We start from the raw sequence: 21,275 nt of genomic DNA, 5'->3' as shown, positions 1-21,275 counted from the left end.
TTCTCACCTGTTGCCATGGGCGGCATCCCGTCTATATTCACTCGGCGATTGACCGTGGAACCTGCGGAACTGTCTGGAGAAATACAAGGCATCTGCCAGGCCGACCGAAGAAGATATTTGCTCGATGGATAATTCAGGCCGTTCGCGCAGCAGCTGCCGGGACTTGTCGATTCGCAGCTTGAGCAGATACGTAACCGGCGTGAAGCCGGTCTCTTTCTTGAAGATTCGGGACAAGTACGCCCGGTTATAGCCAAGACTGGAGCACATCTGTTCAATCGACATGGGATGTGCATATTGGCTTGCCATGTATTGGATCATTTGTTTTACGATTCGCTGTACGCCGGATTCACCAGCGGGAAGCGCCCCAGCTTGAACGAGAGACTGCTCTGCCTCCGCCATGACGAGATAGAGACAGCCCAGCGAGGCCAGATCGGAGTTTGATTTTTTGCTGCGGAAGGTTTGCAGGACCTGCTCCAGTAGAGAGGGAATGCCGCTCTCGGTGCCTGGACTGCATACCGCTGTGCGCGGGGTGAACCCTGCGCGCTCAATCAGGAGGTTGGCCTGTACACCTGCAAAGGCAATCCAGCGGTAGCGCCAGGGATTCTCCGGATCAGAGGCATAGCTGACCAATTGCTCTGGAAGAATGAGAAAGCAGTCGCCTGCCTGAAGATCATACTGGGCATACTCGGTCTGGAAGGAGCCCTGTCCTTCTTCTACATAATGAAGCAAGTAGTAATCGTAAACCTTTGGGCCCAGGCGATGGTTGTTTACAGTCTGGCTTTCGCCGGCAAAAAGCACATGCAATTCGCTGGTCTCGCTGATTTCGGGATTGGCCGCAGCGCTGTAGGTTTCTTGAATCACATGAAATCCTCCATTTCTCGAAGTCACATATATCTATATTATACACGCATAGTTGCATTATCAAAGAGAACGCTTTTTCTTATACTGAAGACAAGAAATTCAAGATTCCATGAAGATGGGGTGTAAAGAATGAAGAAGAAGGAAATGGAACAATTGTTTATATCGAAATGTGGAGGAAATGCGGAGGCTGTTCGCGTATTTAACGCTCCCGGACGTGTGAATTTGATTGGCGAGCACATTGACTATAATGGCGGATACGTGCTTCCGGCTGCACTGGAATTCGGAACAACGCTGGCTGTCCGCAAAAGAGAAGACGGCAAGGTTTCCTTTGCCTCGACCAACCTCCCTTATACTGCTGAAATTCCGGTTGAAGAGTTGGGCAAGGAGAAAAGTGATGAGTGGGTGGATTATCCGGTCGGAGTCATTGTGGAGCTGGCGAAAAGAGGGACAATCCTATCGAGCGGCTATGATCTGTTCTATCACGGTGAGATTCCTAACGGAGCCGGGTTGTCCTCCTCCGCTTCGATTGAAGTAGTTACAGCCTTTGCACTGCTTTCTATGGAAGGCAAGCCTGCCGATAAGGTTGAGATCGCTGTTCTGTCCCAAAAGGCCGAGAACCTCTATGTCGGCGTAAATAGCGGAATCATGGATCAATTCGCTGTGGCGAACGGGGCTATCGATCATGCCATCTTGCTGATGTGCGACACGCTGGAGCATAAGCATGTTCCGTTCAAGACAGGAGCTTACAAGCTCGTCATCGGCAATACGAACAAGCGTAGAGGTCTGGTTGACTCCAAGTATAACGAGCGCCGGAGCGAATGCGATGAAGCACTCCGCTTGATCCGCGAAGAAGCGCCGGAGATCGAATTCCTGGCACAGTTGACGCCGGAGCGGTTCGGGGAACTGAAGGGCAAGCTTAACAGTGAAGTCCTGCTGAAGCGTGCAACTCATGTGGTTGAAGAGAATGCCCGTGTGCTGAAATCGGTTGATGCGCTTGCAGCTAATGACCTGGCAGCCTTCGGCGGCCTGATGAATGCTTCCCATGATTCTCTTCGCGACCTGTACGAGGTGAGCTGTCTGGAGCTCGATGTGATGGTTGAAGAAGCACGCAAGATTGAGGGCACGCTCGGCTCGCGGATGACCGGTGCCGGATTCGGCGGCTGTACGGTCTCGCTGGTTCATGAGGATTCGGTAGAGCGTTTTGTTCAAGAAGTAGGAACTGCTTACAAGGAACGCACGGGCCTGGAAGGTGACTTCTATGTATGCGGCGTAGGCGACGGAGTCCATGAAATGAAGGGAGAGAACTAATTATGGCAATTCTGGTCACTGGCGGAGCCGGTTATATCGGCTCACATACTGTAGCGGAGCTGTTGGCACAAGGGAAGGAAGTTGTAGTCATTGATAATCTGCAGACCGGTCATCGGGGGGCATTGCTTGGCGGGAAGCTGTATGAAGGAGATTTGCGCGATAAAGAGCTGCTTGCAAAGCTATTTTCCGAGAATCAGATTGAAGCTGTCATTCACTTTGCGGCGAATTCCCTGGTCGGTGAAAGTATGAAAGATCCGGTAAAGTATTATGACAATAATGTTTACGGGACGCTGTGTCTGCTGGAAGCAATGCATGCGGCTGACGTACGGAAAATCGTATTTTCCTCGACTGCAGCTACCTATGGCGAACCTGAAAAGGTACCTATCGAAGAGACGGATGCTACGAATCCGACCAATGTCTACGGTGAAACCAAGCTGACGATGGAACGAATGATGGCCTGGTTCGATCAGGTGCTTGGCATTAAATATGTGGCGCTTCGCTATTTCAATGCGGCGGGAGCGCATGAGAGCGGGAAGATCGGAGAGGATCATACGCCGGAAAGCCATTTGATCCCGCTGATTCTGCAAGCAGCACTCGGACAGCGTCCATCGATTCAAGTATTCGGTGATGATTACAATACACCGGACGGCACCTGTGTACGGGATTACATTCATGTAGGAGATTTGGCGGATGCGCATCTGCGTGCGGTTGAATATCTGATTCAAGGTCATGATAGCAACGTATTCAATCTGGGCAATGGCCAAGGCTTCTCCGTCAAGGAGGTTATTGCCAAGGTCAAGGAAGTCACCGGCCGTGATTTCCCGGTTGTAGTGACTCCTCGCAGAGGCGGAGATCCGGCTGTGCTGATCGCCTCTTCGGATAAGGCGAGAACAGTGCTTGGCTGGCAGCCTTCCCGCAATAAGCTAGATGATATTATCCGCAGTGCGTGGGAATGGCATTTGCATCATCCAGACGGCTATGGTGACAAGTAAGGAGTGAGAAGCGTGAGTACAGAAGAGCAGAGAAGGTCTGAAGCCCGGAAGGCGATTGAACGTCTTGTCCATTACGCGCTGGAACAGGCAATGATTGAAGAAACGGATGTTGATTATTCACGGAATCGTCTTCTGGAACTGTTCGGCTTTGACGAAGCTTATCTTGAAGCTCTGGAGCATGAATCGCTGCAAGGTCCCCAGGAGCCGCTTGCCGTGCTGATTGATTACGGTCTTGAAGTCGGCTTGATTCCGGAAAATACAGATACTTACCGCGATTTGCTGGACGCTCGGATTATGGGGCTGCTGATGGCCCGTCCATCGGAATGCATCGCGTCATTCCGCAGCAAGGCGGCGGAAGGCGGCATTCAAGCCGCAACGGATGACTTCTACAAATTGTCCGTTGCGAGCAACTACATCCGGATGGATCGGGTTGCCCAGAATATTTATTGGGATCAACCGACCGAGTATGGTGACATGCAGATCACGATCAATCTGTCCAAGCCAGAGAAGAATCCGAAGGAAATCGCCATGGCGAAGCTTCTTCCGCCGCCGGTCTATCCTAAATGCCAGCTCTGCCGGGAAAATGTGGGCTATGCCGGACGGATCAACCACCCGGCCAGACAAAATTTGCGGGTGATTCCGCTGGAACTGAACGATGAGCCGTGGTTATTCCAATACTCGCCGTATGTGTATTACAACGAGCATTGCATCGTGTTCCATCATGACCATGTTCCCATGAAGCTGACCAAGCAGACGTTTAAACGGCTACTTAGTTTCACGGAGGCTTTTCCGCATTATTTTATCGGCTCAAATGCCGATCTGCCGATTGTGGGCGGCTCGATTCTGACGCACGACCATTTCCAAGGGGGCAGACATACATTCCCGCTTCAGCTCGCTCCTTCCGAGGCATCCTTCTCGCATCCGGATTATCCGGGCGTAACCGCCAACTTGGTGAAATGGCCGATGTCGGTTCTGCGTCTGTCCGGTCATGATCCTTCCCTACTGCTGGAAGCGGCTGATCAAGTGTATGAATCCTGGAAGGCATATAGTGATCCCGCGGCCGAAGTGCTTGCTTTCAGCGAGGAGAATGGGGAACGAGTGCCGCATAATACGGTGACTCCAATTGTTCGGCGCAGAGCAGATGGCGCCTACGAGATGGATATCGTACTGCGCAACAATCGCACCAGTGAGGAGCATCCGGAGGGTATCTTCCACCCTCACCGGGAAATGCACCATGTCAAGAAAGAGAACATCGGCTTAATTGAGGTCATGGGGCTCGCCATTCTTCCTGGACGGCTGAAGCAGGAGCTGGCTGATATTGCTGCGATTCTTGGAGGAAATACGGAGCTTCTGCAAGCAGCGGTCTCGAACTCCGGTCATCCTCTGGCCGTGCACGGGGATTGGATCCAGCAGCTTATTCGGCAGCATGGAACCTCAGTGCCTCCAGAGCAGGCAGAAGAGCTGCTCCGGCAAGAAGTGGGCAGCAAGTTTGCCCGGATCTTGGAGCATGCAGGCGTATTCAAGACAGATCCAGCAGGACGGCAAGCCTTTACACGCTTCGTCCGAGCTATAGGCTATCATGCAATAGCATAGACAGCTAAACATCGGAGGGCGAGTTAGGGGGCAACGTGTGAAGTGTGCTTACGATCACTGTTGTTCGCGGATTTCTTGAATTGGACTAAGTTCTCACAAAGAAGAAATCAACTGCTTAGGACATACCCCTCATATGAGCAACAACGTAGGTTGTAGAAAACTCTTGTGATCAATGACAATGAGTAACAGAGTGAGCAGATAAGTTGCTGGGCAAAATAAGTGCCGAAATGCAATAAAATTACTGGCGTGTGTGCAAATGCGAGAAGCAAGTGCCGTATGTGCAACAAACAAATGTTGGGGCCGTCCCGAAGCTTGGTCAGCGGGACGGCTCTTTGTGCATGCAAGCAGGATACTGTGAGTCTGGTGCAGTGGTGTATATTTATTGTTTATAAAGCAGCATCGTCCGGTGGCCCTATGCCGGATGACGAGCTTGTATATGCAGATCGAGGGATGCGAGGATACTGCTTTAGCTGTCATATAGCGGTCGCCTTTGTGAGTGGATTTCTCCCTTTGTATGGCTTATTCAATCAAGGAATCCGCGAACAACAGCGATCGAAGGCACACCTCACACGTTACCCCTGGCACGCAGAATCCGGCTCTTTTGCTGTTTACGCTAAGAAAGGTATAATCAGATTAGTTAAGCGGCTTGTCTATTTCACCATCTTTAGGAGGGATTTCGTCTTGGACCAATTTCAATTTCACAATCCGACCAAGCTTATATTCGGCAAGGGACAATTAGAACAGCTCCGGCAAGAAGTGCCTCGCTATGGAAGCAAGGTGCTGCTGGTCTATGGCGGAGGCAGTATTAAGAAGAGCCGGTTGTATGACCGTGTCGTTACCATTCTTCAGGAGCTCGGCGTAAAGATTACTGAGCTTGCCGGCGTGGAGCCGAATCCTCGGCTCTCAACGGTACATCGCGGCGTGGAGCTGTGCCGTTCAGAAGGCATTGAACTGGTGCTAGCCGTTGGCGGCGGCAGCGTGCTGGACTGTGCAAAAGCGATTGCTGTAGGGGCCAAATACGATGGCGATATGTGGGATTTTGCCGAGCGGAAGGCTGCTCCTGTCGATGCGCTTCCCTTGGGCACCGTGTTGACCATGGCTGCTACCGGATCCGAGATGAACGGGAATTCGGTTATTACTAATGAAGATACTCAGGAGAAGCTGGGCTGGGGAAGCAAGCTGGCTTATCCGGCATTTTCGATTCTGGAGCCGGCTAATACTGCAACATTGCCCAAGGAGCAAACTGTTTATGGGATGGTTGACATCATGTCCCATGTGTTCGAGCATTATTTTCACCAAACCCCTAATACGCCGGTACAGGATGGCTTCTGTGAGACCGTGCTGCGCACGGTCATCGAGACTGCGCCGCTGCTTATCAAGGATTTGGAGAATGAAACCTACCGTGAGACGATTCTGTACTGCGGAACGATGGCTCTTAATGGGGTGTTGAATATGGGGTTATCGGGCGATTGGGCGACTCACAATATCGAGCATGCCGTCTCGGCAGTGTACGATATTCCGCATGGCGGAGGTCTGGCAATTTTGTTCCCGAACTGGATGAAGCATGTCATGCATCATGATATAGCCCGTTTTAAACGCTTGGCCATTCAGGTCTTCGAGGTTGATCCGGCAGGCAAGAGCGACGAGGAAATTGCAGAAGCAGGCATCGAAGCGCTTCGGGCTTTCTGGAACTCGATCGGGGCTCCTAGCAGACTTGCAGACTACCAGATTGACGATAGTAAACTGGAGCTAATGGCGGACAAGGCGGTTCGCTTCGGAGCTTTTGGCAACTTCGCGCTATTGGAAAAACAAGACGTACTGGACATATACAGAAGCTCTCTCTAAGCTCATGAATACAAAAAAGTGAAACATTGGAAACCGTACTGCGTAAATATTACATGAAAGGCAATTGGCTGCAGTGAAAGGAGAAGCGGATGGAGACTTTATTTTGGAGCTGTTTTATCGGCGGTGCACTGTTTGCTTTCTTTAGCGCTATACTAGGTGACCTTATCGGAAATTGGCTGGAAGGAATCTTCGATATGTTCTCGGTGGATTTTCTGAAGCCGGTCATCACCGCTTCCGCGATCACCACCTTTGGCGGAGCAGGCATTCTGCTGATACGCTATACGGCGTTAAGTCACGGAAATATCGTCGTATTGGCAATTCTGATTGCTCTGGTGGTCTCCATCCTGCTTTATTTCGTGTATGTCAAGCCGATGGAGAACAGCGAGAATTCAGTTGGCTTCTCCCATGCCGAGCTCCCTGGCAAGCTTGGTGAAGTGACCGTTCCGATTCCCGCTAAAGGGTTCGGAGAGATCATGGTCAAGATGGTGGGCGGAAATACGCTGCACACAGCTTCAAGCTGGGACCGCCGCAGTATTCCTGCCGGAGCGCTGGTTGTCATTGTTGAAATGAAGGACGGCGTGGTTCATGTAACTGAGTTGTACGAATCTGATGAACTAGAGAAGGAGAGGATGTAATTGGATTTGCCGATTCCAGATTTTTTGCTAATCCCTGTTGTGGTCATTGCTGTTATTGTGGTACTGGGCCTTGCATTCTGGGCACGCTATAAGACCGTAAGCCCGGATGAGGCGATGCTCGTAACCGGTTCATTTCTAGGAAGCCGTAATATTTCAGAGGATGAATCAGGCCGCCGGATCAAGATCGTGCGCGGTGGCGGGGCATTTATCTGGCCGATTTTTCAAAAAGCGGAATTTATGTCGCTCTTGTCCCACAAGCTCGATGTCATGACCCCAGAGGTCTATACGGAGCAAGGTGTTCCGGTCTCGGCGGACGGTGTGGCGATTATTAAAGTCGGAAGCTCCGTAGAAGATGTGGCTACTGCAGCCGAGCAATTTTTGGGCAAGCCTATCGATGCCTTGAAGGGCGAAGCACAAGAAGTGCTGGAAGGTCATCTGCGCTCGATTCTCGGTGCGATGACAGTAGAGGAAGTTTACCGGAACCGCGATAAATTTGCTCAAGAAGTGCAGGGCGTTGCTGCCCGCGATCTCAAGAAAATGGGACTGCAGATCGTATCGTTCACGATCAAGGATGTGCGCGACAAGCACGGTTATCTTGAAGCGCTAGGGAAGCCAAGAATTGCAGCGGTTAAGCGAGATGCAGATATTGCGGAAGCAGAAGCCATGCGCGATGCAAGAATCAAAAAAGCTTTGGCAGAGGAATCCGGCCAGAAGGCCGAGCTTCTGCGGGATACGAATATCGCTGAGGCCTCCAAGGAGAAGGAACTGAAGGTTGCTTCATTTAAAAAGGATCAGGATACGGCGAAGGCTGAAGCTGACCAGGCTTATCATATCCAAGAAGCCAGAGCCAAGCAGACGATGGTAGAGGAGCAAATGAAGGTTGAGCTCGTCCGTAAAGAACGCGAGATTGATCTTCAGGAGAAAGAAATTCTCGTTCGTCAGAAGCAATATGATGCCGAAGTGAAGAAGAAGGCCGATGCGGACCGTTATGCTGTCGAACAGGCCGCAGAAGCGGATAAGGCCCGCAAGATGAGAGAAGCCGATGCGCTTCAATATTCCATCGAGACGCAAGCGAAGGCTTCGGCCGAGCAGAAGCGCCTTGAAGGTCTGGCGATTGCGGACGCAGAGCGTGCGAAGGGTACTGCTGATGCAGAAATTATCCGGCTGCGCGGTTTGGCGGAGGCGGAAGCCAAAGAGAAGCTTGCCGAAGCGTTCCAGAAGTTTGGAGAAGCTGCGGTATTGGATATCGTTGTGAAAATGCTGCCGGATCTGGCAGGCAAAATTGCCGCTCCGATCTCTTCCATTGATAAATTGACGGTTGTGGATACGGGGAAAGGTGAAGGCGCAGCACGGGTCAGCAATTATGTGACCGAGTTGATGGCAACCGCTCCGGAAATGTTGAAGGATGTCTCGGGCATCGAGCTGAACCAGTTGATCAAGCGGCTGACAGGCAAAGGGTCTGCTGCTCCAGTTGCTCCAGCTGTTCCTACTGTACCTGCGGCTCCTGTAGCACAGAAGCCAGCGAAGGAAGCCCCGGTAGCCCCTGTTAAGGACACGGATTCAGAAATCATTTAATTAGTGTGCGCCATCTTCGGCTGACCCCCGGGGATGGCCTTTTTATTTACTCCCGATTGTGGCAACAAGCAGGCGTGTCGATTATAATAAGCATGAATGAACAAGCTGTTTAGTATAAGAGGTAGTTCAAAAAGTCATCTTTTGATCAAGAGGTGATTCAAGAGGTTGATTCGACATCGAATCTTGCGTTCACCCTCGAAATCCGAGCGGATGCTTACGAGGTATGCTCCTATGGAAGTATTTCGCTCCTGTAGGGTCTGTCTACTTCCTGTAGGACTGCCTACATCATTCCGTTCCTCCTTCTTCGGATTCATGCAACCTTCTCGGTGCTGAATGGTTGACTTTTTGAATACGTATTATAGTAAAAAGTAAAAGAATCAGCATCCCCAAATGAGGTGCCGTTGTGAATAGCCTACAAGTGTCAAAAGCATTGAATAACAATGTCATTATTGCGAATCATCCTGCTCATGGTGAAGTGGTTATTATCGGGAAGGGCATCGGATTCAACCGCAAGACAGGTGAAGCGATTCCCTTGGAATCCGTGGAGAAGATGTTCATTCTGACCAGCCGTCAGGAGCAGGAGCAGTACAAACAGCTCGTTCCACAGATTGATGAGCAATTGATTGAAATTATCGGCGAGATTATTAACTATATTTCTGAGAAGACGCAATCAGCTCTTAATGAACATATCCATATCGCTTTAACGGATCACCTGGCATTCGCCATTAAGCGTGTCGACCAGGACCTGTCTTTTCATAACCCGTTCCTGTACGAGACGAAGGAGCTATACCCGCTGGAGTATGAGCTGGCCGAATATGCGATCCGTCTGATCCAGAAGAAGCTAGGCATTGACCTGGGAGAAGATGAAATCGGATTTGTTGCCCTTCATATTAATAGTGCGATGACCAATCGTCATATCAGTGAGGTTCGGGGGCATGCCCAATTAATTGCCGAACTTATAGAGATGATCGAAGAAGAGCTGCATATTACGATTCAGCGGCAATCGCTGGATTACTCCCGCCTGCTGACGCATCTGCGGTTTGCCATTGAGCGGATCCGCCGGGGCGAGCAGGTGGAAGAAGTGAAGAAGCTGGAACGGATGCTGAGTGATGAGTATCCGGTCTTATATGAACTTGCCGGGAAGCTGACCGGGTTGATGGAGTCGCGGCTGAACAAGCCGGTCTACCGGGCTGAGATTAGCTATCTAACGATGCATTTACACCGTGTGGCTCGCGAAGAGATTAACTAGGGAAGAAACTTGCACCGAGCTAGCAGGTTTGATATACTTTCGTTAACGAACTGCAACTGAATATCATCACAATGTGTTACTGATTCGATCAGGCATGAGTTGATTAGATTTTTGATTGTATCTCTGATATGTGGGGTATTATAACCGTATTAAGGGGATAGGGATCATTTCTTGTTGACTCATGCCTTTTTGTTGTATGTTCTGTGCTTCTGACTTGAATCAGCAAGAGAATATTTTATGAAAGCGAGTTGTTTATGATGGAAAAAACATTCAGAATTACAGATGAAGACGGTATCCACGCTCGTCCGGCGACTGCACTGGTTAATACCGCAAATAAATTTAAGGAATCCGAAGCATTTGCAGAATCAGGCGGCAGAAAAGTGACTTTGAAATCGATCCTCGGCGTTCTCTCTTTGGGCCTGGAAAAGGGAGATACCTTGACTTTGTCCGTTGAAGGCGGGCAAGCTGCTGAAGCTCTTCAAGCGCTTACCGATGTAATGATTAGTGAAGGGCTGGGAGAAGTTCATGCTTAAGATTACAGGCATTGCCGCATCTGCAGGAGTAGCAATTGCTCCAGCCTTCAAGCTGGAACATCCTGACTATACGGTAAAGCAGCAGCATGCCAAGGATTCAGCAGTAGAGCTTCAGCGCTTCGAAGAGGCAATGGCCGCTTCAATTCAAGAGCTGGAGGCTATTAAGGAACGTACCCACCAGGAGCTTGGCGCCAAGAAGGCCGAAATTTTCGAATCTCATTTGCTCATTTTGAATGACCCGGAACTACTGACCCCTGTTCGCGATAAAATTACTAACGAGCTGGTTACTGCAGAATTTGCGCTGGATGAGACGGCGAAGCAATTTATCACTATGTTCGAAAATATGAAAAGCGCTTACCTTCGCGAGCGTGCCGCTGATATGCGCGACGTCACAAAGCGGGTGCTGACACACCTGCTGGGTGTAAAGTATGTGAACCCGGCGGAAATTAGCACGGAAGTCATTGTGGTGGCCGAGGACTTGACCCCTTCGGATACGGCGCAGTTGAACCGTCAATTTGTTAAGGGCTTTACTACGAATATCGGCGGAAGAACCTCGCACTCGGCCATCATGGCCCGTTCTCTGGAGATTCCTGCCGTAGTAGGGACGAAAGATATCCTGTCCCAGATTGAGTCTGGCGATCTGCTGATTGTAGATGGATTGGATGGAGAAGTCATTATTAATCCTGCGCCAGAGCTGGTTGCCGAATATGAAGCAAAACGGGACCGCCATCTTCGTCAGATTGAGGAATGGAAGAAGCTTCGCGATCTCCCAACGGTATCCCAGGACGGGGTGCATGTTGAGCTAGCTGCGAATATCGGGACTCCGAACGATGTGACCGGCGTGCTTGAGAATGGCGGAGAAGGCGTAGGCTTATACCGGACAGAGTTCCTGTATATGGGCCGCACCGAGCTTCCGTCCGAGGATGTTCAGTTCCAGGCCTACAAGACCGTACTGGAAAAAATGGGAGGTAAGCCGGTTGTCGTGCGTACGCTCGATATCGGCGGGGACAAGGAGCTTCCTTATCTGGATCTGCCTAAGGAAATGAACCCGTTTCTAGGCTTCCGGGCTGTGCGTCTCTGCCTGGACCGCCAGGATATTTTCCGTACCCAGCTTCGGGCATTGTTGCGTGCCAGCGTGTACGGGAATCTGCGTATTATGTTCCCGATGATTGCTACCTTGGACGAGTTCCGCCAAGCCAAAGCGCTGCTTGAAGAAGAGAAGGCCAAGCTGGTTGGTGAAGGTACAACGGTGTCCGATTCCATTCAGTTGGGCATCATGGTTGAGATTCCTTCCACGGCCGTTCTTGCGGATCAATTCGCCCAGGAAGTCGACTTCTTCAGCATCGGAACGAATGACCTGATCCAATATACAATGGCCGCAGACCGGATGAATGAACGCGTATCCTATCTGTACCAGCCGTATAACCCTGCGATTCTTCGCTTGGTTAAAATGGTGATCGATGCCGCCCACAAGGAAGGTCGCTGGGCTGGGATGTGCGGAGAAATGGCGGGCGACGCCACCGCGATTCCATTGCTGTTAGGATTAGGATTGGATGAGTTCAGTATGAGCGCGACTTCAATTCTTCCTGCCAGATCGCAAATTTCCAAGCTGTCTAAGGCCGAGATGGAGAAGCTGGCTGCAGAAGCGCTGCAGAAGCGGACAGCACAAGAAGTTGTAGAATTGGTTCAAGCTATTAAGCAATAGTTTAATTGTACAATAGGGTTTCTCCTATCTTTTCCATCTAATACTTTGAGGATTGACTTAGAGGATCTACGGATCTGATGAGCAGTCCTCTTTTTCTTTTTCTGGAATACCGGACGTTAGATGCGAGCATAATTGGGTAATATACTGATATGTCCAATAACAGGAGGTTGATCCATGATGACTACGTCACATCTTGAAGCTGTACGAAGACAGGATTTCGCCCGTTCATCACTCCGTGAATTGAGAACCAGCGGACGCGTTCCAGCGGTAGTATACGGGGCCCAGACGGAAAGCATTCCCGTCCATGTGGATGCCAAGGATCTGATCCGGGTATCGCGGACAGGCAGATCTGAATTTTTTGATTTGAAGGTGGAGGGTGGAGAGACGATTCCGGTCCTGATCAAAGATATTCAGCAACGTGCGGGTCAAGTCGTGCATGCGGATTTTCAGAAGGTGCTTAAAAACAAGCCGCTGCGGGTCAAGGTACCGCTTCAGCTTGAAGGGACTCCGGAGGGCACCAAGGTTGGGGGTATTCTTCAGGTTCAGGCGACGGAGTTGGAGGTCGAAGGACTTCCTACCGATCTTCCCCCTATGATTACCGTGGATGTAACCTCGCTCGGGACGGGGGACAAGCTACTTGCAGCCGACGTCAAGCTGCCGGATGGCATTACATTGATGGCTTCCCCGGAAGAGCTGCTGGCGTCCATCGTATTGCCGCGGGTAGTCGATGAGGATCTCTTGGCCTCGGAAGAGGCACAGGAGACAGGCGAGGTTGTGGACGAGGGAGAAACACCAGCCGAATAAGAGAATTCAATTCAGGATCTTTTCCGTACGGGGAACCGTGCGGGAAGGGTCCTGTTTTCATGTGCCAGCATCAGTCCAACTTGTATAGCAGAGCTTGACTTGTCACGAAATTGTAACTAGAATGGTTGCAGGATCGATAGATTGCTAGGTTATTCTGATCTATTGAATAATTTGTGGGAAGAAGGGGTTCCATGCCGCCGAAAAAAGTGAAAAGCACAATTCATCAACGTAAAGCAGAGAGCGAGAGATTGAAACAGCAGCAGCGGAAAAGAAGATTGCTCTGGTTCTCCACAGTGGGCGTTCTATTGGTTCTGATTATTATCGTATTATCATTGGATCTGAAGCCGGTTGTTAAGGCGGCAGAATTTGACTATGCCAATCTGCCTGTACTTGGATCGGAGGATGCGCCGGTTAAAATTGTTGAATTCGGCGACTTCAAATGTCCTTCCTGTAAAATTGCGAATGAGACCATCAAGCCTCAATTGAATAGTGAGTACATCGAGCAGGGAGATGTGGCCTTTTACTTTATAAATCTGCCGTTTCTAGCTGCGGATTCGACGACGGCTGCCCTCGCCGTCCAATCCGTCTATCATCAGAACGCAGAAGCATACTGGGATTATTTTGACGCCATATTCACCCGCCAAGGCGAAGAAAGTGTGGAGTGGGCAACGGCTGACTTTTTAGTTGAGCTGGCGAAAGACATAAACCTTCCGGTCGATTACGATCTGCTTCGTCAAGATATCGAGAATAAAACCTACCAATCGGAAGTGGCTGAGCAATATAACAAAGCTACAGAGCTAAATGTTCAAAGCACGCCTACCTTTTATATAAATGGTATTGAATATCATGGCCAATTAGGCAATTACACGGTCTTTAAGCAAGCGGTTGAGGAAGCATTGAAAGAAAGCGAATAAGATAGGGGGCAGAGCGGATGCGCTCATTTTTCCGGAACTACGGAATTTATATGGCATGGCTTGTATCCCTTGTAGCGACGGCAGGAAGCTTATATCTTAGTGAAGTCCTGCATTATGAGCCTTGCAGGCTATGCTGGTTTCAACGTATATTTATGTATCCTCAGGTGATCCTGCTCGGGATTGCCGCCTATCGCCAGGACCGGAACATCATTACGTATTCGATTCCGTTAAGTGCCGTGGGAGCAGTCATCTCTGTCTACCATTATGCGCTTCAGAAGGTTCCATTTATGTCTGAGCTGCTGCCATGCAAAGTCGGCATTCCGTGTAATTTCGACTATATTAACTGGTGGGGATTCATCACGATTCCTTTGCTGGCGCTGATTGCTGCGGTTCTTATCATCGTGTGCTTGTGGGCGGCGAAGGACAAGCCTGAGCATGGCACCGAATCCTTGGCAGGCGAAGACGCAGGTCAGCAAAGCAACTGAGCATAAAAGGGCGAGCCTACGGTGCGCACGCAGATCACTAGCCAGTTTTATATTGCTGCGTTGCTGGGCTCTCACACGAAACTGCGGTGATAGAGCTGTATATTAGTGACGATCGCCTAGGCCCATGCATATGATGCAGGAGAGTATGAACTGGGTAAAAGGAGAGAGCGGTCTTGAAAAAACAAATGGGCGCCATCAAGTCACGTAATTCTATAAAGTCGTTGTTTAGTCCGAATTATTCTGGAACAAGCGAATCCTCAAACCGAAAGAAATTGATGCTGCATTACTATCCGGATGTTACACCTGTGGAAGAATATACAGAAGGGGAAGAGTCTATTCAGGAAATAGGGAATGATCCGAGTGTTGCGGTAGCTGCGATTGAAACTCCTTCGCTTCCCCGGGGAAAGCCGGGGGCGCTCGAAACTGTCTGGGTTGCAGATTGTGTTCTGACAAGCGGCAAGCTTATTGACGACAAGCCCTGGGACTTTGACTAATCAAGGGAGATATTATCAGGCGGGAACAGTGAGAAGCTGTACCGCCTGAAATCCGTCAAGCGGTTTGATGAAGCGATTTTTCACACAAGAGTGACAAATGTTCCTGTGGTTGTGATTCATTTCACAGATACATTTTTCCTTTCTTAGTATCATAAATCAACGCCAAATGCCGGATTTTTTTGTATAGCATAAAATGTGAAAAAAATCACTTCAAATGCAAGAGGCTGGCGGTTGGGGAATGGTCGAGGGGGAGGATGGATTAAGACGGGAAAGATGTACAATGACTTATTCCGTACATCAAAGGTGCTACATACTTCATATTTTTGTAAAGGAGAGGGACAGAACTTGAAAAAATTTATTGCCGTTACACTTAGTGCGACAATGGTATTGTCATCGCTTGCGCTGACCGTAGATTTATCACCGCTCAAAATCAATAACATCGATGCAGTCTCTGCCGCATCAGAGGAGGCTTCAACCACTCCGTCCAAGGAGCCTGCGAAGACGACTACACCGTCCAAGACAACTACACCGTCCAAGACGACTACACCATCCAAGACAACAACTCCGGCGAAGTCGACGACAACCCCTGCAAAGACAACAACACCAGCAACGACAACACCAAAAACAGAACCTGCTGCTGAGCCTGTGGTAACACCGGCCAATCCATACAAGGATGGCGTCTATGTTACTTACGGCAACGCCTATTCCAAAGGAACAGAAGGAGCCAAGGTCACCATTAAGGATGGCAAGGTAGCAGATCTGGAGTTGCTGCGTACCAGCCCTAAGCTGATCGACCGCGATGTTCGCAACAATTACAGCGGGCTCTGGCAAGCCTATGAGCCAATGACGAGCAGCATCATCGGCAAGACCCGGGAACAGGCTGCTGAAGTTGATGTGGTCTCCGGTGCAACCCGTTCTTGCGATGGCTGGAAGCTTGCAGTGGATCGTGCCTTTGAAAGAGCGCTCGTTGAGAAACCTGCTGGCAAGGTTTACTTCGAAGGTGAGCACATGGGCGTGGATCCTGAAGGCAAATATATGGTGTTTGCAAATTATGATGCCAACCGCCTGCTCGGCGTTAAGGTTTATCCGCTGACTGAGAAGGGCGAGGCCATTGATGAAGCCAACATGACGGCTGAACAGGCAAAAGAGGTATACACGCTGGCTAATGCCCTGCTCTATCAAGGCACAAAGGCCGTGGCAGTGAAGGGAATGGAAGCGGAATTCAAGGCTGCAATTAATGCTTTCTGGGATGCCGAACAAAATGCCAAGATTGATAGTGGTGTGAAGTATATTGACGGATTCTACTCCGCTTATGGTGAGGCAAGAGATAAGGGAGTAGAAAGAGCGGATATTTATATCCGCAATGGCAAGCTCGTAGACGTACAATTGTACAGACTTGGTGCGAATCTGCTGGACCGTGGAGACACAGCTTATGCTGACGTGGTCAAGGCCAATGCGCCAATGACTGCCAAGTTGCTTGCAAATGGCTCCTATATTGATAATTACAGTGATGCGGATGCGATCTCCGGAGCAACCGAGAGCAGCCACAGCTGGAATGAAGCCGTAGAGAGAGCGTTTGAGAAAGCGCTGGCTGTACAGGATGGCAAGAAATACTTTGAAGGTACATTCGCAGGGGTAGATAACCAGTCCCGCGTACTCCTTCTTGCAGATATTCAGAATGATAAGGTTGCCAAGGTAACGACGTATCTGTTCGATGAAGCAGGCAAGCTGATTAAGAATGAAGACCTGTCTGAAGCTCAACAAGCATTTGTGGCAGCGGCCAATGAGGGTCTCGTGCTGAAGGGCGCAAACTTGGGCTCCATCGGCGGTGAGGGCGGATTGACGCTCGCAGCCAAGGCTGCCTTGCAGGATGCGTTGGATAACGCCTCCAAGACACAAAGCAACTACAAAGACGGTAAGTTCACCGGTTATGGCGGCGCTTATGATAAGGGTGCGAATCAGGCGGATGTAACTCTTCGTAACGGAAAAATCGTAGCGGTTGATCTGTACCGTGTGGGTGTCAACCTGGTTGACCGCGGATCCTCTGCCTATGCAGATGTGATCAGAGCGATTCCGATCCTGAAGGCAAGCTTCATTAATGGAGCTACCCGCGAGAATGCTGCACAAGTCGATGCTGTATCTGGCGCTACCAGCAGCAGCGAAGCTTTGAAGTCTGCGGTAAGTCAGGCATACAAGAGAGCAGAGGTTTCGGAATCGTATAAGACGGCCTATGCTAATGGCGTATTCCCAGGTACGAACTCCGACAAATCGGTCTATGTTATGGCTACTATCGAGAAGAATATTCCTGTGAAAATGCAGGTCTACTTCCTTGATCAAGCCGGCAAAATTATCGCGGACGACAAGCTGTCTGCTGACCAATTGGCGGTTAGACAAGAGATTGAAGAAGGCACAACGAATGGACTCCATAAGTATGGATACCGCCCGGCAGCCTTCGGAGACAGCGATGAAGTGAAGGCGGTCTCCGGCAAAGTCGTAGAAGCTATTAAATCAGCGCTTGAAAATGCCGGAATTTAATAGCTGATTCTAGCGGTATGAACCAGCTCTATTGAGCAAAACAAGCTTGTTTCCTTCCTTATGAAGCGGAGCAAGCTTGTTTTTTGCTGTATAATAGAGGAAGTTCAAAAAGTCAGCTTTTGATCACGAAGTGGTTCGGGAAGTTGACTCGGCATCGAATCTTGCGTTCACCCTTGAAGTCCGGTACTCATGTAGGGTTCTCCTACACTCCGTTCCTCCTTCTTCGGGTTCTCGCAACCTTCTCGGTGCTGAAAAGCTGACCTTTTGAACCTTTATTGAACGAGGAAGTTCAAAAAATCAGTTTTTGATCACGAAGTAGTAATCTTACGAAGTGTGTGGAGGAATCGCCCGTGACATTGATTAATCAATTGAATAGCCAGGATGAGTTCGTAGGTTTTTATCTGTTGAAGGAGGTCGAGATCAAGCAAACAAACAATACGCCTCCTAAGGATTATTTGGATATCGTATTATGTGATAGCAGCGGTGAATTGCCGGCCAAGCTGTGGGATGCTTCTGCGCTGGACAAGGAAACCTTCTTCCCGATGGGGCTGGTGAAGGTGAAGGGGCTTGTACAGACTTATCGGGATAAGCTTCAGATCAAGATTTTGCAGATCAGACCTGCAAAAGAGGAAGATCAGGTTAAGCTTACCGATTTTATCCGTTCTGCACCGGTCCCGTCCGATACTTTGGTTCAGACTATCATGAAGATTGTACAGGAAATTAAAGACCCGGAGCTTCGGGAAATTGTAGAGTTCTGTGTTCAAAAGGTGGAAAATCAGCTGGAGCAGGCGCCGGCAGCCAAGACTCACCACCATAACTATTACGGCGGGCTGGCTTATCATATGGTTCGCATGCTTGAGCTCGGGGAGTTCCTCTGCAAGCAGCGGCCGTTCCTGAACGCTGACTTGTTAAAGGCGGGGATTATTCTGCATGATATTGCGAAGCCGGAAGAAATGGTTGCCCAGCTTGGCATTGTCTCAGAATACAGCGTACCGGGCAAGCTGCTGGGACATATCGCGATGGCTTCAAGCTGGATTACGGAAGCAGCTCTGAAGATGGGGATCGCGGCTGATTCTCCGAAGGTAATTGCACTGCAGCATTTGGTGCTGTCTCATCATAATTTGGGGGAATGGGGAAGTCCGGTTCAACCACAAATGGCCGAGGCAGTGGCACTCCATCACATCGATGCACTCGATGCCAAGATGCAAATGGTGGAAGATGCGATGAACACTACCCCGGACAAGGATGAATGGACCCCTATGATTAGGGGATTGGAAAATAAGGCGATATACAAGACCCGGATCTAAACGGTTTAAACGTTCTTCGCGTATTCGGGCCCCGGTGTTTTCGTTAAAATTACGTACAGGGAAGCATTTTCCTGCCCGTCATTCACATAGGCAAAGGTCTCGTCTCCTTCAAGGTGGATGATATCTCCCTTGCGAAGCTCGTAGGCGGTTCCGTCAGCGGTAACCGTTCCCGTACCTTCCAGAGCAAGAATGAAGACATGCGTACCCGGATGCTGATGCGCCGGCAATTGCTGCCCGGGCATGAAGTTAAGCACAAATACGACACTTTCTCCTTTTTGAAAAGCTACTCTTTTCGTAAAACGGGCTTCCTGATATTCCTGCAGGGAGCCCAGTATGTTTTTTTCCATGATTAAATCCCTCCTTGATTGTATTTTACCTGCATTTCCGAAAACGAAACTTGATGAGGATCAATTTTGTCATATTCATCTCCAAGGAAAAACCTTATAATCGCAAATGCCGGAATGACACCTCCGGGCGAACACATAGGGAAGGATGCTGCTACAATGGCCTATAAAGCATTGGAAATGAACAAACCTGATATTTATTCGTTGGAAGGATTGGAGGTCGGCGTAACCTCAAGCTGCAATTTTCGCTGTGATTACTGCTGTGCATATAAACGTAATGACGGAAACAGCATTGGGTCGGCTCAAATAATCGAAGTGCTTGAACAACTGCCCGGTTTGAAAAGAGTACGCTTGTCCGGCGGGGAAGTGACGCTTAAATTTCAGGACTGTGTTGACGTGGTTGCCTACTGCTCTTCGCGGGGGATCCATACCCAGCTCAATTCCAACGCAAGTCTTCTGAACGAAGAACGAATTCATCAGCTGGCCGGAGCCGGGCTGACGAATATCCATATCTCATTTAACTTCATTGATGCGGGTGACTTCTCCACTTATTACGGAATCCACCGAAGTATCTATTATAAGATTCGGGAGAATATCTCGATGTGTGTCCAGGCGGGAATAGATACGGTGCTTGAAACCCTGCTGTTCAGTGAGACCGAGCACCGGATGGATGAGATCAGCGACCATGTTTATCAGCTTGGCGTAAGGACGCATGAGATTCAGAACAGCATCATCATGGATCATACCGGCTGGAAATCCATTGCTGCCCGGGAGGCGCTCAAGCAAGCCGTAAACAGCCTGATTGCGAGAAAAAAGGAAGATACAACACTCTACTTTACCTGCATGGACCGTTTCATGACCGAGCTTGGATTCAAGGAACAGCCGGGCGTGTATTTTCCTCATTGCATTGAAGGAAAGAAGCAGCTTCATCTTCATGGGAACGGGGATATCTTGATATCGGAGCTATGCTATCCAGTCATCATCGGCAACATTTATCAAGGAACCTCTCTGACCCGTCTTTACGAAGAGATGCCGGAGCCTTTACGCGACTTCCTGGATCGGGAGCCATGTCCTGCCTATGAGGCGCTATTCCCTACTTCACATCAAAATTAAAATACGTACTCGGAAACGGCTCGTTCTTTAGCGTGTAGTGCCACCATTCCTTGGTATACGGCTTAAAGCTCTGCTTGACCATGGCGGTCTTGAGAATGTAGCGGTGCTTGCGCTGCTCCTTGTTAATCAGATCTGTACCGTGGCTAGAGATCGGTCCAAGAAAATCGACGCGGCTTCCCATATCGACTTCTTCGCCGGTCCGCTTAAAGACCATGGTCACATCCACTGTGCTGCCCCGGGAGTGGCCGGATTTCGAAGAGAGGTATCCTGACTTGAACAGGTTCTTCTTGTCTACATCCGGATAGAAGATTTCCTTCATTAAAGTGTCCTTCGGATCCTTGGACCATGCAATAAAATGGTTTACTGCTTTTTGCGGGCGGTAGGCATCAATAATCTTGAGGCGGTATCCTTGACTTTCCAGATCCTCATTGACCTTTTTTAACGCATTTGCAGCTTCTGTGGTCAATATAGCCAGCGGTGCTTCATATCCGTCGATTTGGGTGCCGATAAAATTCTCTTCACTATAATAGCGAATATCATACAGAGCACTCGGAATGACTTCATCTACGTAGACAAATCCCTTGGGAAGTGTACCGCGTTCTACCTTGGGTGCTGAAGCTTCGGGTGTAGGTGAATTCACTGTTGCTGCGGTGCCGGCAGTTGCCGTTGCAGGGGCTGCTGCCGCTGCAATCCTGCTGTCGAAGCCGGACGAAGAGGCGAGCATGGTTAGTGCCATGCCGAGAGCCGCTAGACGAGGACATGGGGATAAGCGAGATAAGTCAGCATAATAGAACCTCCAATAATTACTATATTTTCTCTACTATATAATTGTAACGGAAATAGATATGGATTAAACAGCTCTTTTTCATCTCCTAGCCTTATAACGGCTTGGAGATTTTTCTATTTATTCTATCTGTCAATCGTCTGTGAAAATGTCACCTTAACTGTGCTATGAAAATGTCACTTATTTGTTGGAGTCTCCT

Annotated in this window: 19 protein-coding genes; 16 read left to right on the top strand and 3 right to left on the bottom strand. The window is 49.6% G+C overall.

Annotated elements, in window-relative coordinates:
• Positions 1–3 precede the first annotated feature (3 nt).
• Positions 4–861, bottom strand: coding sequence for an AraC family transcriptional regulator (locus tag KQJ23_RS21345; RefSeq protein WP_216480936.1), 858 nt, complete (start codon positions 859–861; stop codon positions 4–6).
• A gap of 129 nt (positions 862–990) precedes the next feature.
• On the opposite strand from KQJ23_RS21345, the gene KQJ23_RS21340 reads away from it, so the two are divergent.
• The 15 genes from KQJ23_RS21340 (at position 991) to KQJ23_RS21270 (ending at position 18,835) form a co-directional block, all read left to right on the top strand.
• Positions 991–2,169, top strand: coding sequence for a galactokinase (locus tag KQJ23_RS21340; protein ID WP_216480935.1), 1,179 nt, complete (start codon positions 991–993; stop codon positions 2,167–2,169).
• 2 nt (positions 2,170–2,171) lie between these two features.
• On the top strand, positions 2,172–3,161 hold the full coding sequence (gene galE, locus KQJ23_RS21335) for a UDP-glucose 4-epimerase GalE (protein WP_216480934.1): 990 nt from the start codon (positions 2,172–2,174) through the stop codon (positions 3,159–3,161).
• Positions 3,162–3,164: 3 nt separating this feature from the next.
• Positions 3,165–4,754, top strand: a complete 1,590-nt coding sequence (locus tag KQJ23_RS21330) for a UDP-glucose--hexose-1-phosphate uridylyltransferase (RefSeq protein WP_430522326.1) — start codon at positions 3,165–3,167, stop codon at positions 4,752–4,754.
• Between the two features lie 681 nt (positions 4,755–5,435).
• On the top strand, positions 5,436–6,599 hold the full coding sequence (locus tag KQJ23_RS21325) for an iron-containing alcohol dehydrogenase (RefSeq protein WP_216480932.1): 1,164 nt from the start codon (positions 5,436–5,438) through the stop codon (positions 6,597–6,599).
• Between the two features lie 89 nt (positions 6,600–6,688).
• A complete protein-coding gene (locus KQJ23_RS21320; RefSeq protein WP_216480931.1) occupies positions 6,689–7,234 on the top strand; it encodes an NfeD family membrane protein in 546 nt (181 codons plus the stop codon).
• 12 nt (positions 7,235–7,246) lie between these two features.
• Positions 7,247–8,809 carry a flotillin lipid rafts scaffold protein FloT gene (gene floT, locus KQJ23_RS21315; RefSeq protein ID WP_216480965.1) on the top strand — a complete coding sequence of 521 codons (1,563 nt, stop codon included), beginning with the start codon at positions 7,247–7,249 and terminating at the stop codon, positions 8,807–8,809.
• A gap of 403 nt (positions 8,810–9,212) precedes the next feature.
• A complete protein-coding gene (gene glcT, locus KQJ23_RS21310; protein WP_216480930.1) occupies positions 9,213–10,058 on the top strand; it encodes a glucose PTS transporter transcription antiterminator GlcT in 846 nt (281 codons plus the stop codon).
• A 257-nt stretch (positions 10,059–10,315) separates the two neighbouring features.
• The gene (locus KQJ23_RS21305; RefSeq protein ID WP_044480071.1) at positions 10,316–10,591 is read left to right on the top strand and encodes an HPr family phosphocarrier protein; all 276 of its coding nucleotides are present in this window, start codon (positions 10,316–10,318) and stop codon (positions 10,589–10,591) included.
• Positions 10,584–12,296: a phosphoenolpyruvate--protein phosphotransferase gene (gene ptsP / locus KQJ23_RS21300; RefSeq protein ID WP_216480929.1), complete on the top strand. Its 1,713-nt coding sequence runs from the start codon at positions 10,584–10,586 to the stop codon at positions 12,294–12,296. Before KQJ23_RS21305 ends, ptsP begins: the two co-directional genes overlap by 8 nt.
• Positions 12,297–12,473: 177 nt before the next feature.
• Complete coding sequence (locus KQJ23_RS21295; RefSeq protein ID WP_216480964.1) at positions 12,474–13,100, top strand: 50S ribosomal protein L25; 627 nt, start codon at positions 12,474–12,476, stop codon at positions 13,098–13,100.
• A 206-nt stretch (positions 13,101–13,306) separates the two neighbouring features.
• Positions 13,307–14,014 (top strand): DsbA family protein, encoded by a 708-nt coding sequence (locus tag KQJ23_RS21290; RefSeq protein WP_346779439.1) that lies wholly within the window; start codon positions 13,307–13,309, stop codon positions 14,012–14,014.
• Positions 14,015–14,031: 17 nt separating this feature from the next.
• Positions 14,032–14,499: a disulfide oxidoreductase gene (locus tag KQJ23_RS21285; RefSeq protein ID WP_216480927.1), complete on the top strand. Its 468-nt coding sequence runs from the start codon at positions 14,032–14,034 to the stop codon at positions 14,497–14,499.
• Between the two features lie 173 nt (positions 14,500–14,672).
• Positions 14,673–14,993 carry a hypothetical protein gene (locus tag KQJ23_RS21280; protein WP_216480926.1) on the top strand — a complete coding sequence of 107 codons (321 nt, stop codon included), beginning with the start codon at positions 14,673–14,675 and terminating at the stop codon, positions 14,991–14,993.
• Between the two features lie 345 nt (positions 14,994–15,338).
• Positions 15,339–17,528 (top strand): FMN-binding protein, encoded by a 2,190-nt coding sequence (locus KQJ23_RS21275; RefSeq protein ID WP_249529966.1) that lies wholly within the window; start codon positions 15,339–15,341, stop codon positions 17,526–17,528.
• A gap of 350 nt (positions 17,529–17,878) precedes the next feature.
• Positions 17,879–18,835: a 3'-5' exoribonuclease YhaM family protein gene (locus KQJ23_RS21270; RefSeq protein WP_216480925.1), complete on the top strand. Its 957-nt coding sequence runs from the start codon at positions 17,879–17,881 to the stop codon at positions 18,833–18,835.
• A gap of 5 nt (positions 18,836–18,840) precedes the next feature.
• On the opposite strand, the gene KQJ23_RS21265 is transcribed toward KQJ23_RS21270, so the two are convergent.
• Entirely contained in the window at positions 18,841–19,182 is a 342-nt protein-coding gene (locus KQJ23_RS21265) for a cupin domain-containing protein (protein ID WP_216480924.1), read from the bottom strand.
• Between the two features lie 177 nt (positions 19,183–19,359).
• On the opposite strand from KQJ23_RS21265, the gene KQJ23_RS21260 reads away from it, so the two are divergent.
• The gene (locus tag KQJ23_RS21260; RefSeq protein WP_249529965.1) at positions 19,360–20,292 is read left to right on the top strand and encodes a radical SAM protein; all 933 of its coding nucleotides are present in this window, start codon (positions 19,360–19,362) and stop codon (positions 20,290–20,292) included.
• Here the strand turns inward: KQJ23_RS21260 and KQJ23_RS21255 are convergent.
• A complete protein-coding gene (locus KQJ23_RS21255; protein ID WP_216480922.1) occupies positions 20,273–21,028 on the bottom strand; it encodes a M15 family metallopeptidase in 756 nt (251 codons plus the stop codon). The two genes, KQJ23_RS21260 and KQJ23_RS21255, sit on opposite strands and share 20 nt — an antisense overlap.
• Positions 21,029–21,275 lie beyond the last annotated feature (247 nt).

Source organism: Paenibacillus brevis, from assembly GCF_018919145.1.
GTDB classification, from domain to species: Bacteria; Bacillota; Bacilli; order Paenibacillales; family Paenibacillaceae; genus Fontibacillus; species Fontibacillus brevis.
Note: the sequence above shows the minus strand (reverse complement) of the source record. Positions and strands in the feature narration are given on the sequence as shown.